Source organism: Bartonella sp. TT119HLJHH (assembly GCF_042193385.1).
In the GTDB taxonomy this organism is placed as follows: domain Bacteria; phylum Pseudomonadota; class Alphaproteobacteria; order Rhizobiales; family Rhizobiaceae; genus Bartonella.
Map to the genome: position 1 here is coordinate 1 of NZ_JBHILS010000020.1, position 11608 is coordinate 11608.

General features: G+C 46.7%; 16 protein-coding genes and 1 pseudogene. All 17 read right to left on the reverse strand.

Features of this window, described 5'->3' with window-relative positions; translation table 11 throughout:
* Positions 1-330 (reverse strand): annotated as a pseudogene (locus ACFIJL_RS07825) (hypothetical protein); the annotation flags it as partial.
* Positions 323-1903, reverse strand: a complete 1581-nt coding sequence (locus ACFIJL_RS07830) for a DUF935 domain-containing protein (RefSeq protein ID WP_375624030.1) — start codon at positions 1901-1903, stop codon at positions 323-325. The gene ACFIJL_RS07830 and the pseudogene ACFIJL_RS07825, both read right to left, overlap by 8 nt.
* 12 nt (positions 1904-1915) lie before the next feature.
* A complete protein-coding gene (locus ACFIJL_RS07835) occupies positions 1916-3538 on the reverse strand; it encodes a hypothetical protein (protein ID WP_375624032.1) in 1623 nt (540 codons plus the stop codon).
* Positions 3531-4112: a phage protein Gp27 family protein gene (locus ACFIJL_RS07840; protein WP_375624034.1), complete on the reverse strand. Its 582-nt coding sequence runs from the start codon at positions 4110-4112 to the stop codon at positions 3531-3533. Before ACFIJL_RS07840 ends, ACFIJL_RS07835 begins: the two co-directional genes overlap by 8 nt.
* The gene (locus tag ACFIJL_RS07845; RefSeq protein ID WP_375612320.1) at positions 4075-4431 is read right to left on the reverse strand and encodes a hypothetical protein; all 357 of its coding nucleotides are present in this window, start codon (positions 4429-4431) and stop codon (positions 4075-4077) included. The genes ACFIJL_RS07840 and ACFIJL_RS07845 overlap by 38 nt, the downstream gene beginning before the upstream one ends.
* Positions 4428-4742, reverse strand: coding sequence for a DUF2730 family protein (locus tag ACFIJL_RS07850; protein ID WP_375607966.1), 315 nt, complete (start codon positions 4740-4742; stop codon positions 4428-4430). Before ACFIJL_RS07850 ends, ACFIJL_RS07845 begins: the two co-directional genes overlap by 4 nt.
* Positions 4739-4954, reverse strand: a complete 216-nt coding sequence (locus ACFIJL_RS07855; RefSeq protein WP_375624036.1) for a hypothetical protein — start codon at positions 4952-4954, stop codon at positions 4739-4741. The genes ACFIJL_RS07850 and ACFIJL_RS07855 overlap by 4 nt, the downstream gene beginning before the upstream one ends.
* On the reverse strand, positions 4947-5285 hold the full coding sequence (locus ACFIJL_RS07860) for a hypothetical protein (protein WP_375624038.1): 339 nt from the start codon (positions 5283-5285) through the stop codon (positions 4947-4949). The genes ACFIJL_RS07855 and ACFIJL_RS07860 overlap by 8 nt, the downstream gene beginning before the upstream one ends.
* Positions 5278-5565, reverse strand: a complete 288-nt coding sequence (locus ACFIJL_RS07865; protein ID WP_375612317.1) for a hypothetical protein — start codon at positions 5563-5565, stop codon at positions 5278-5280. The genes ACFIJL_RS07860 and ACFIJL_RS07865 overlap by 8 nt, the downstream gene beginning before the upstream one ends.
* Positions 5562-6143 (reverse strand): glycoside hydrolase family 19 protein, encoded by a 582-nt coding sequence (locus ACFIJL_RS07870; protein WP_375624040.1) that lies wholly within the window; start codon positions 6141-6143, stop codon positions 5562-5564. The genes ACFIJL_RS07865 and ACFIJL_RS07870 overlap by 4 nt, the downstream gene beginning before the upstream one ends.
* 87 nt (positions 6144-6230) lie before the next feature.
* Positions 6231-6638 (reverse strand): helix-turn-helix domain-containing protein, encoded by a 408-nt coding sequence (locus ACFIJL_RS07875; RefSeq protein ID WP_375612315.1) that lies wholly within the window; start codon positions 6636-6638, stop codon positions 6231-6233.
* A gap of 6 nt (positions 6639-6644) precedes the next feature.
* Positions 6645-7262, reverse strand: coding sequence for a regulatory protein GemA (locus ACFIJL_RS07880; protein WP_375624042.1), 618 nt, complete (start codon positions 7260-7262; stop codon positions 6645-6647).
* Between the two features lie 10 nt (positions 7263-7272).
* Entirely contained in the window at positions 7273-7896 is a 624-nt protein-coding gene (locus tag ACFIJL_RS07885) for a DUF3164 family protein (protein ID WP_375624044.1), read from the reverse strand.
* Positions 7880-8158 (reverse strand): hypothetical protein, encoded by a 279-nt coding sequence (locus ACFIJL_RS07890; RefSeq protein WP_375624050.1) that lies wholly within the window; start codon positions 8156-8158, stop codon positions 7880-7882. The genes ACFIJL_RS07885 and ACFIJL_RS07890 overlap by 17 nt, the downstream gene beginning before the upstream one ends.
* Positions 8158-8427 (reverse strand): hypothetical protein, encoded by a 270-nt coding sequence (locus tag ACFIJL_RS07895; protein ID WP_012231825.1) that lies wholly within the window; start codon positions 8425-8427, stop codon positions 8158-8160. The genes ACFIJL_RS07890 and ACFIJL_RS07895 overlap by 1 nt, the downstream gene beginning before the upstream one ends.
* Positions 8424-9455: an AAA family ATPase gene (locus ACFIJL_RS07900; protein ID WP_375624046.1), complete on the reverse strand. Its 1032-nt coding sequence runs from the start codon at positions 9453-9455 to the stop codon at positions 8424-8426. Before ACFIJL_RS07900 ends, ACFIJL_RS07895 begins: the two co-directional genes overlap by 4 nt.
* Before the next feature lie 348 nt (positions 9456-9803).
* Positions 9804-11608: transposase domain-containing protein (locus ACFIJL_RS07905; RefSeq protein ID WP_375624048.1), on the reverse strand; the 1805-nt coding region annotated here is incomplete at its 5' end.

Genomic DNA, 11608 nt, shown 5'->3' on the forward strand with positions numbered 1-11608 from the left:
TTCTAAACGCCGTGGGCTGCCCAATTGCACCACGCTCTTTTCACCAGTTTTGGGGTCAATGCTGGTCTTTTTACCCCACCAACCCTTTTCCTGTAAAATCGGCATCAGATTTTTTTGAAAATCTTGAAAAGGAACTTGATGTTTTATGGCTTCTCCAACCGCTCGCTTAAAATCATCCAAAATATCATAGCCTAGCGATTTTGCCACCGTAAAGGAAAAGGCATGTTCTTCTGGTGCTATATCACGCCAATCAAAGCTTGGAACAAGTGCCTTGGCTTCAAAATAACGGGTGACCTCTTTAGGGGCGGTTTTAAAAAGTTCCTCATCCATGATACCCAAGCCCACGTGCAATCATTTGTACTTTTGCCAAGCGCGCTGCTAATGCGTGATGATCCATCTCACCTAGCAATTCATCTAAGCCTTTTAGGATATCCTCATAACTTTTTGCTTCTCTCACAAGCTTTTTAAAAGGCTCTAAAAGGGGTTCTAAGTCCTCTTCCCAGTCGCTTAAAGCTTCTTGTGAAAGCCGGTCCAATTCGTCGTGATGTTTCCCACCCTTCTCTTTTGCACCCTTGCTCTCTCTTGTCACAGAAACATCAAAAACACCTCCACAATCAGCACAAACATGAGCCTTTTCTCCCCTCTCATCATCAAGCGCATTATCAGGAGCCTTTAAAATATCCTCTTCCTTTTTTGGTTGCGAAAAACCAATCTTATTGCGCACTTCTTGCGCCCCAACACGCAAACCTAAGGGCACAAGTTTTTCCAGCGCATCACTAATCGCTTTAATGTCTTCATTTTCCGAAATCGGCCAATAGACAAGGGGGTAGCGCTCTTGGCGCCCAAAATTAATCTCAACAAAGGGCACAATTAAATCACGATTAGCCGTTAAAGCTAATTGGCGTGCATCAGCTCTGGCAATATCATGACGCACATTTTCATGAATGCGTGCTTGCGAAAAGGACGAACCATCATCCGTCGTCATGGTTTGTCCCAACACACCTTTAGAAATTTGTCGATCTAAATATTCCGCCTTAGAAGCAAACACCGCATTGCCACTGCCCCCTGCCGCTTCAATAAATTCAATCTCCATCTCTTTGGGAATAATCGCTGCCGCATCACTGGATAAATCACGCACCGCTTGAATAAGAACCCGTCGTTCCTCATGAGAAGAACTCGCTCCATATTTGCCCACACGCAAAGGCATGCCATAAACTTCTAAGAAAGCCATCCAATCTTTTAAGGTATAAGATTTAAACAAAAAAGCCCAAGCTGCAAGCCGTGCAAGCCCCGTGCGGATAGGCAACCCACTTTTTAACTTGGGTCTGTGAATAGAAAATTTATAAGCAGGCAGTTCAATACCATAGTGAGACCCCTCTTCTTTTAAACGTAAATGAAAACCATCCCGCCGGTCCAATTGAAAAAACCGCTGGTCCCGCCATTTCCAAGCAACCGGCCACCATTCCTTGGCACTCTTGTCCCACAAAGTTTCAACAACCGCATAACCTTTTCCCAAAGCATCTAACAAATCCGTCACATAATCATCAACAAAGGTAGGTGCACTAATCACTTCTCGAACAGCATCCGCAATCTTTTTGTCCTGTGCACTGTTGCTTGCGGCAATCACTCCAGGCTCCACCCCTGTGAGAGCATTTTTACGCATGCCAAGCACAGCACGATAATGCAAATCACGCTCTTCCATATCATCGGCAAGTTGAAAAAACTGCTCTGGATGCCCCTGTGCTGCCTGTTGCAAAATATCAGCAAGTTGCGCAGGGGTGAGACCACTGACAATGGTTTGTGACCACACATCACGAATACCATTAACGGTAGGGCTTGCGACTTCCCTCTCCAACCCTTTGATATTAAGCGCCCTACCCCACTGATCTAAAAGTTTTACCATCTCATCATCCCATCAATAAATCTTTGATCGCATTGTTGAAAAAAAAGGCGTTGAAAAGAGCGAGCTTTCATCAAAACGATAAGCCTCTCTCACAGGGGTATAATCATAAATTTCAGGAGTTTGGCGGCTGGCAAAATAAGCCAAAGCGCAAGCAATCGCGCTATCACCATGGCGCATAAAACCGTCACTGCCTTTAAAACGATGATTGTCTGGAATTTTCACAATGCCATTGACATAAGCAAGCGCTTGATGATCGGCAACAATGTCACTATCGCGCGGCAAAACAATCGTCCCATCCCCAAAAGCTTCTAAATAAGCCGGCATTTCCTTGCCATACCAACTTTGCGACAATTGCACTTCCTTCACACAAGCCCCATAACGTTGCGCCGCTTTTTCGGCTAAATAAGCCCCATTGCCCCGCGCATCTAACGCGCCGCCCATCAAACGCGGCAAACCATTCACCCCATAAAATAAAATCTCTCTTTGTTGATCAAACGGCGTATTGCGCAATTCCACCATAAACCGGACACGGCGCACCAAATCTTGTCCCACCTCCATCACCACAATCGATGTCGCATCGCCCGATCTGGCAAAATCAACACCAAAAACATGTTGGCGCCGCCGGTCAAGCCCAATATGAAGAGGTTTTATATGTTTCTCACACCAAGCAAAAGCAGCAACACTTCGTTGATGTTCCGATTGATTTTTAAAATCATCCACACAAGCAAAACGCAACACCGCAATGTCAAGCGCGCAACAATTTTCAATCTGTAAGCGTGTTAAAGCCGCCCCTTCTTGATCAGCTGGTATGGCATCTAATTCTTGGCGCATCGCAGCCAAACGCACCCCATAAGACGCACGAATTTGCTCTTCCCATTGTTGCTCAGATGCTAAACTCCACACCTCCCCCTTCATGGCACAAACCCGTTTAAACAAGCCATTTTTAACAGCAACACCAAAGGGGTAACAATGCACCGAAAAAGGAACCTTACCTGCTTTCGCCTCACGGATCAGTTCATTGAAAGGATTGAGCACACCATTATGGGTGGAGATCACACGGATTTTTCCTCCCCAAATGAGCAAAGCATTGACAGCATCCAAAACAGCGCGCACATCTTGATGAAACGCCGCCTCGTCAATCACCACAATGCCCTGTAGTCCGCGAATATTTTCAGGGCGGCTCGAAAGCGCCTCAATCCGAAACCCCGAAGCAAAACGCACCCGATAAGCAGAGATATATTTTGTTGAACCATCCGCCCTTTGATCAGAGAATAAAAATTCCTCAACATCCCCACTATGGCTCGTAATTGCCGAAGCAAAATTGCTCACATAGCCAATAAATTCCCGCCCCTTGTCTTTGGTGTCACCAATATAAAAAACATTATCGCCCCTCGCTTCACGTGCCGCCGCCGCAATCAGTGTATCATCCAAAGCTTCTGCAAAAGTAATGCCGGTCCGCCGCCCCTTTTCCACCAATTTTAATGGGGACTTATCTTCAATCCATGCCCGTTGATGTGCCATCAAAACGCCTTCCGCTAAGGGATCACTCTCTTTGGGAAAAGTACTTTTCCGCCAAATATCAAAACCACCTTGATGATCAAAGACATGACTTTTTGAAAAGGGCTGTTCAGCCATGTTTTACCCCCAACACCTGCGCACGAATAGCTCGCGCTGTTTCTTCTGAGAGCCCCGCCGCCGCTGCTGCTGCGTCAACCGCTTTGCTTGCTTTGCTGGTAAAATCTTTTTCCAACTTTTGCCGCCTCGTGGTCGACAAATGTTCAGCCGCCAACACGCCTTTAAGCGCATTGGCCAATTCTTGTGCTGCCTTTGGCGAAAGGTTTTTCCCACTGCTCAACGTGGAAAAAATCAACTCCTTAATCGCTGCCGCCGTCAAAAGAGTGATATTATCAGAAGCTTTAGCATCAAAGCGCTGCGAGAGGCTTGCTGCAATTTCTCTTGTCTGTTCTAGGCGCCGTGACATCACGGCTAGCCGCAAAGAATACCGATTAAAACTGGAAAAGGAGGGTATAGAAAAGCTTAAACCCATTTCTTTTTTTAAAGCCTTCAAAGCTGCTTTAAATTCATCATAAATGGCTTTTTGCGTCTTCTCACGCCCATTTAAAGCCTCAGCAGCAGCAGCAATAATTTGATCACAAGCTTGCGGCAATAAATCAATCGCCGTTAAACGTCCACGCCCGACCTTGCGCATCCTTCACCTCGTCTTTTATTGATGAACGTTTAGGCCGCTTAATCCCCTCAATGGAAAAGCTCCGGTCTAAATGACGTGCTCCCCGTTCTGTTAATGCCGCAAGAAAAACCGAACCCACACATTTTAAAGTAACAGCACCTTGATCTTCCATCCATGCCAGTTCATTATGCACAAAATCGCGATCGCGCCTGATGCCATAACTGTATAAAAGCCGCTCAATCATCGCACTCGATAAAGTTTCACTGCGCTCACAAGCAAGCCCTTTTAAAATAATCAACCGCGCTTCTTCACGGATGATTTTATCCATATCTGCTTTCATTTCTTGGCATTCTCCAGTAAAAACTCTTGCAAGCGCTCACCAATGGCTGCCACCGGTTGTAATTGTGCAGAAAGCGTGTTGAGACGACCATTCAATTTCTCCATATTCACTTCCAATCTTTGCAGCGCATCACGATCAGGCAAAAAGTCCATCTCTGTTTCTAACTTTTGCACACGCTCTTTAAGCGCCGTGATATCTTTCAGCATTTCCCGCGCACCTGAAGAAAAATAGGCTCTCAAAACCCCACAAATCGCAATAACCGATAACAATAAAGACAACCAGCCATTGGCAACACTGATATCCAAATTCACTTAAAAGTCCCCTCTCTTGTGCCTAAAATCGCCCGCTCCGCAGCTTTTCTACGCTGTTCACAAATCAATAAAGCAGCACGATCACGCCCCCAATAGTGCACCACTTCACGCGCATTCAAAGCACGCTCTGGCAATAAAGCTGGGCGGGCACACGCCATGCGAACAACAGGCGGCAATTCAACCGATAAAAAATGATAAGAAAGGCTACCCACCGGCTTGTGTGTTGAGCAAGCGCACACGCTCAAGCCCAATGCCACCGCCAGTAACCGGCAACTTCCCATTGACCCCCTCCATTTTCACAAGCTTTTGTTCCAAAGCCGAAATCACCCCTTGCGCTTGATGCTCAGCTTCCAACGCTGCTTGTCTTTGTCGCTCTTGTACAAGCAGTGCACGTGCTGAAGCCTTGGCAATCTCCAACTGCCAATACAAATCACGCGCCTTTTCCGCTTTTAAAACTTGCGCTTTCATAAAGCCAAAAGCCGCCAACATCACACTGACCAAAAAAAGCAGACCAAAAGACAGTTTTGAAAGTGGGCTAAACATTGCTTTTATCTCCCCACCTCGTTATCTCCACCCCATCATAGGAGCTGCTATGCCGCTTATGGGAATGTTTCCTATTGGAAAAATCCAACGAACCAAAGCCACGATGCACCCCCAGATTGCCAACAATAATCGCCACCATCGAAGGAATAGAAATGCTCGCCATATCAACAATATGCGGAGCCCCCCACAAACCACCAGAAACGAGCAAAAAAATAACCCCCCAAGCAAACCAAAAAGACCACCATAAATAGAGCCTAGAGCCACGATAAGAGGGCTTCATGCTTTCACCTCGCCTCCAAGCCCCAAAAGCTTTTTGGCGCGGTTCAAATAAATCAAACGTTGCACAAGTCCATTCTTGCCCCCATTAATTGCTCTAGTAATTCTGAGTAAATCATCTTGATCAGCAAGCCTATTCAAGCCTTTCATTTGCCAAAACCAAACAGCAGACCAAAGCGCTGCTGGAAACTTTTCCAGCTCTTGCGGAAATGCCTCACAATCAACAGCTTGTTCATCGACTAAGCGCCAAAACCTCGTAAAACGGCGATAATTATTGCGCCCCGTCAATTGGATCAACCCACGCCCCTTAAAGTGCACCCCATCCCCAGGGTTGACATTGCCTAAATCACGCCGCCCCTCATAAGCGCGCCCTGAGGCATATTCACAAACGGTAAAAAAGCCATCGCTCTCATGGGCACATTGGCTTAAAAAATGTGCAATACGCAACGGTGTTGTGAGTGCCCCATAAGATAAAGCTTTAGGCAACACGCGTGCCATTTCAACAATAATAAAATCTTGGCGCGCATGATGCGCCAATTTAGGCGCAAGGCGATGAAGAAAAGAAGCATCTATTGAAACCATAACAAACCACTCAATGCATAAAAATCCATGCGCAGTTTATCGGATTTCAACCCCCCAATATAAGCCTGACACTGTCAGTCAAAACTCTCAATACTCATAAAACTCTGGAAATAATAAACCTTGTGGTTCTTTTGAAGAAATTTTCTTTTTCAAGCGATAGGCTGTGCGCACATGCATACCAGAAACAGCAGCTGCAGTATCAACCGACCAGCCTTTTTGCAACGCTTGCACCATTTTTTGCCGCCGTTCAGCATCTCTGCCAAGGGGGATAAGAAGGCGCACACCCGAACCATTAAAACAAAAATGGTTGATCAATTGTTGCGCCTCTTCAAACCCAACAATTTCAATCAACCAATCCGCACTCTCAAGACGCCCGGGTATATAAACTTCTCGTCCACCAAAAGCCCGCATCATATTCCATGCTGCTTCACTGCCCGCAACATCAGCTATTTCACGCAATAAGGCAGGAAAATCGCTATAGATTTCCTCTTGCATACATGCTTACCCCTCGCTTTTAACACCTTTACGGATTTTCCGCCCCCAAACATTCATCACTTCTCTAAAATCGCCCCCACTCATCTCACCCAAAGCTTTACCACTTAACGCCATAACACTTTGGTGAAAAGCCCCAAGATCAAACACAGCATCGGGATTCAAACACTTCCATTGGGCACACAAAATGGAAATGCTTGGTTTATTCCTCCATGAATCTTCGCGGTTTTTCCCTTTCCAGTCAACCCCACCCTCACGCTGCAACCAACCTTTCAACGCCTCAATAGCTCTGCATGCATCATCGCTATCGCGTAAAAAACGAATATGATCAATCCCTGTCTGTCTTTTCACAAAGGCAAGCAACGCTTTATCTGAACGATCACGAATAATGCCAAGATTCCACCCAGCAATCCAGAGCGCCTGGAGCTTCTTAGCATATTTACCCTCTAAACGCTTCCTATTCGGCTTAAAACCAAACACTTTCATTTCAGCGATAACCAAGTGCTTTTCTGAAAAATTCAAATCTTTCGCCGATTGCTTGCCCGTCAAGCGATAGAGCAGTGCGCGATAGGTCTCATCATCAAGACCTAACGCGCGTTTTCCCATATGAAGGACAGCTAAAGACATCTCTCCCCCCTCATGTCTTCGCCAGATCAATGGTCACAGCACGCCAAGCGCTTTCTAGGCTATCGCGCTCATAAAAACGCACATATTCCTTAGATGTCGTCACACGCAATGACTCGCGAATAGCACGCATCGCCTCTTTCCAGCGTGGATCATCAATATCCAAACGCAACAGCATAAAGATCTCGCCCCGATTCACCTTGCCTTCTTTATCCGTATTAAACGCACGCGTAATAATCGCACGGATTTCAGGGCGTGCATCCGCAGACCATTCATTCAAACACTCATCAAGAAGGCTTTTGGCAATTTGCAATTGCGGTCCAAAATCAACACTCTCCTGAACTTGCACCTTAATACGTTGCAAACCATCAAAGCTTGTGTAAGTACAATTGCCCTTTTTGCCACGCCGCTCCACACCATATTCTTGCGCAAGCAAGCTATCAAAATCACTCAAATCCGCAATCGTATGGTTGTTAAAACGTGCAATCCTTGCCGATAATTCTTTCGCAAAACCCATAATTTTGCGCACCGTTTCATCCTCTAACAAATCCGCAGGGCGGATCAGGTTTACCGGCACCAAAGCCCCTTTTGCATCCTTCATATAACGCGTACCTTCAAGTTCAATTTGTGGATTCATCACCAACTTCCTCCTGTGTTTTTTGAAACCGACGAAATGGCACAACATCCCCTGAAGAAGGCGCACATCCCGCTTTCAATTGCCAACGACACCGCATAAGCTCATGACTTAAAACGTGGTTATAGCCTGCCAAACGACGCAAATACTCATTCAATTCTCGAACATCTTGTCCATGCATAAAAATGCCATTCACCTCATACTGTAAAAAGGCAGAGCGCAAAGCAATCAAGCTATCTCTTACCATATAGGGGTTACGTTCCATCATTTGCTTCCTCCAAAATCCATATAAATCACACGATTGCTCTTATCTTCATCTCGATCAGAGCTGTCACACTCAGCCAAAACTTCTGCAACTTGGCCTTCCAAAACCGCATCCGCTTCCCCCAAACGGTGAACACTCAACTCCAATTCAAGCAATAACGCCAAATCAACACACAATTTAAGCTTTTCTCCAATATCAAAACCGCATTGATAATCGTCATAAAGACCAACAAGCGTATCGGATAATTCTTTGTCGCATAAAGAGATCATGCCAATTCCTCCACGTCACGGTTTTTCCATGCCGCTTTGACATGTTTCAAAGTCACCTCACACCCATCTCCAAGCGCTGCCATGCGTGCCAACATCATGGTTTTGTCAATTTGCCGCAAAGCTCCAGCCTTTAAGCCTATCCCTGTCAAAAACTTTATCGCACCAACATCTTCAATCCCCCAATCATGAATGCGCGCCGCAATATCCTCACTATAGGGCTTGCGCCGTTTCAAATGCATCGCCAATCGGCTTTTAATTTGCGCATAAGAGGGACCATTTTGACGATGAACCAACCGCCCCGAGATCTCATCATTGCCAACCAAAGCCAACCCCGTACCGTTGATATCAACAAAGTGGCGCAACTGATTAATCGCTTCATCCGTTAAATTTTGCGCCTCATCAACAATCAACAATGTTCCGCCACCAACACGCTCTAACTTTTTGCCAATCGCACGCGTTAAGCGGGTGGGATTATATTCCACCACTTCCAATTCTGCTGCCATATCATTCAAAATACCGTGAACACTGCGCGTATGCGGGCTTGCTGTCACCAGATAAACATGCGGGCGGGTAGAGCGATAATGGCGGCAAGTTTCGGTCTTACCACTGCCCGCATCAAGCGTAATCATCACCATATCCCCCGTACTTTGTGCCAGTGTTAAAGTATCAATAATCTCACTGGCAATTCGATTCCTCTGAAAGGCTGGTTTTTCAGGAATGCGCTCCAAAAACCCCGCTGTTTCCTTTAAAGTCTCAACCCATTGGTGAACCTTCGCATTTTGCTTCCCCAACTGTCCCGCATAACTGCCCGCATACCATTGCGAAAACGTCCCATCCGGCATCCCTATGCGCCGTGCCACCTCTGCTTTCGACCAATCATTCATTTGCCCCAAAGCTCTCACTGCATCCACAAGCTCATTCCATAAAGCAATGTCATCACTGTTGCGGTTTTGTGCTGTTCCATTAGGCTGGATTTTAGGTCGCGCCCAAGGATTTTTATCGACCGTTGCATTTATCGCGTTTTTCATGTATATTCCCCTCTCGTATTGATTTTAGACTGTTGATAAGGGGAAGGGCTCCCACCCGCCCCTTATCTTTTGTCTTTAGAATGAACATTTAAAAGCCGTACGCGATACTAAAACGGCTAACCTTGCAAATCCCCTCTCTTTCTCACACATCAGGGAACTTGCTAACTCCACGCATCTCACCCGATCAGGCAAAGACACCTAGAAACTTCATGTATTGATTAGACTATGAAATGGATAAGATTCCTCCCCCCCTTTCTTTGTTAACGCTTCAAGCTGATACGCGATACAAAACCAGCTTCCTTTTGAGAATTCTTATAACCCCCCCCTCTCTTTTCCTATTTCCTTATTCTATTGCTTGGGAAACTTGATCACCTCACGCCCCTCATCAGAGGCGGAAAACTTTCTCAAAGCTTTATGCAAGTGTTGACTAAATTCTCGAGCCCCCAAAGCCTCATCATCGTCTGCTTTCAAAGCTAAATTCCCCACATTGTTTGGCATCAAGCGGCTCACCTTTGGCTTTATCGGAAGCTTCGATTTGAACGCTTCATCCTTTTTCTCAAGGCGCCCATAAACATCGGCCAAGTGATCAGGCGCAAGCTTTGCCGCTAGCTGTTTTTCTGCTTTAACAGCCTTCACATATTCTTTACGCAAACGCCCATTCAAGCGCGCCGCCTGCTGGTCATAAAAACCTACATCAGAAAGGCATGGTGCCAAACAAAGCAACCGATTGTTCAAATCATAAACCCGTAAATCTTGATGCAAATTATCCGGATCAAAGCGTACAATCACTTTTTTCCCCGCATGCTCATTCAACGCCCGCGCCCAATAACGATTGCCATAAAAATGGATCTCGCCCGTACCCTTTTGCGCACGCAATGCCTCAGAGGTTAAAAGCCATAAAGCCCGTTGTGCTGCCGTTGCTTGCCGAACTATCGTCCCCTCGGCTTGCAAACTCTCTGCAAAGGTCTCATCAAAACTGCGCCCCGCACAATTAACCGCCTTACGCCCCGCTTGCGCATTATGCGCCACAATTTGCGCACCAACATGGGCTTTAAACGCTTCAAATCCTATCGCGCGTTTTCCATAATCTTCAGGCTTGGCATCCGGTTTATTGCCCGTATAAGCCCCCGCACAAAAGGGATGTTTAGAAATCGCTTCTGCCAGATCACGCCATGCCCGCTCAATCGGTTTAGACTGTCCGCTATAAGGGGTGGTCCATTGCAATTGCACCCCCAAACTCGTCAAAAGCCCTTGCGGATCATCCGGCTTAATCTTAAAACGAAAACGGTTTTGCACACCTCCAGAAATCCACTTGCTGGTAAAAGCGCGCCCATTATCCAAGGTCATGCGCTCTGGTATGCCATAAGCTTCCACCATGTCCCCAATCACCAAACGAACGATTTCCCAAGTCTCAGCATCTGACAGGCGCCACGATAAAATCTTGCCAGAATAAAGATCTTGTATCGCTATCAAATAAAGCCGCACAGGCTTCTCTGTCCAAGGAACATTCACAAAAACATCCAGCTTATGCCCGTCCATATTCACCGCTTGCAATGCATGCAAGCTCGAGCGATCACGCCGTTGGGCTGGATAAAGCTTTTTTGCCTTTTCTTCTCCCTCACGCGCTAAAACCACAACCGCTTTGGAAATTTGCGCCTTAAAACGACGCCGCAAAGCCCGCTCAGAAGGAATGGGCTGCCAACCCCGCTCCTGTGCAACCGAAACCATCCGCCGATAACACGCCGAAAAAGCAGGGCGAGAGGGGCGCAAATAATCCGAACAAAAAACCTCCCACGCCCCCTCATGACACGGCGCAAATTGCGAAACAGTCTCCTCACCATAACAAGGCGCTAAAGCTGCCAACCAATCAGGGCGCTCATACCCCTCCACCATCTGCCTCCAATTAAAAAGCGACATCCGGCTCACACCAAATTGCACCGCACTCAAACTTGCCGCATCATGCACTCCCATACCGGCATGGAGCAAATCTTCCCAAAAACAAAGTGCCTTCAAACGCTCTTCACAGCGCCTTTTATGCGCCTTGGAAAGCCCCTCATAACGCACCCAAATACTTGCCTTTTGCTCCCCTTGCGTTTGTTTCACATCAACAGCCCCACCAAACCGCACCAACAATGCCGCCCGCGCCCCCTCCG

Excerpts from the sequence above, each read along its gene's own strand:
- ACFIJL_RS07830 (WP_375624030.1), bottom strand. The coding sequence starts at position 1,903 with ATGGTAAAACTTTTAGATCAGTGGGGTAGGGCGCTTAATATCAAAGGG.
- ACFIJL_RS07835 (WP_375624032.1), bottom strand. The coding sequence starts at position 3,538 with ATGGCTGAACAGCCCTTTTCAAAAAGTCATGTCTTTGATCATCAAGGT.
- ACFIJL_RS07840 (WP_375624034.1), bottom strand. The coding sequence starts at position 4,112 with ATGCGCAAGGTCGGGCGTGGACGTTTAACGGCGATTGATTTATTGCCG.
- ACFIJL_RS07845 (WP_375612320.1), bottom strand. The coding sequence starts at position 4,431 with ATGAAAGCAGATATGGATAAAATCATCCGTGAAGAAGCGCGGTTGATT.
- ACFIJL_RS07860 (WP_375624038.1), bottom strand. The coding sequence starts at position 5,285 with ATGTTTAGCCCACTTTCAAAACTGTCTTTTGGTCTGCTTTTTTTGGTC.
- ACFIJL_RS07865 (WP_375612317.1), bottom strand. The coding sequence starts at position 5,565 with ATGAAGCCCTCTTATCGTGGCTCTAGGCTCTATTTATGGTGGTCTTTT.
- ACFIJL_RS07870 (WP_375624040.1), bottom strand. The coding sequence starts at position 6,143 with ATGGTTTCAATAGATGCTTCTTTTCTTCATCGCCTTGCGCCTAAATTG.
- ACFIJL_RS07875 (WP_375612315.1), bottom strand. The coding sequence starts at position 6,638 with ATGCAAGAGGAAATCTATAGCGATTTTCCTGCCTTATTGCGTGAAATA.
- ACFIJL_RS07880 (WP_375624042.1), bottom strand. The coding sequence starts at position 7,262 with ATGTCTTTAGCTGTCCTTCATATGGGAAAACGCGCGTTAGGTCTTGAT.
- ACFIJL_RS07885 (WP_375624044.1), bottom strand. The coding sequence starts at position 7,896 with ATGAATCCACAAATTGAACTTGAAGGTACGCGTTATATGAAGGATGCA.
- ACFIJL_RS07890 (WP_375624050.1), bottom strand. The coding sequence starts at position 8,158 with ATGGAACGTAACCCCTATATGGTAAGAGATAGCTTGATTGCTTTGCGC.
- ACFIJL_RS07895 (WP_012231825.1), bottom strand. The coding sequence starts at position 8,427 with ATGATCTCTTTATGCGACAAAGAATTATCCGATACGCTTGTTGGTCTT.
- ACFIJL_RS07900 (WP_375624046.1), bottom strand. The coding sequence starts at position 9,455 with ATGAAAAACGCGATAAATGCAACGGTCGATAAAAATCCTTGGGCGCGA.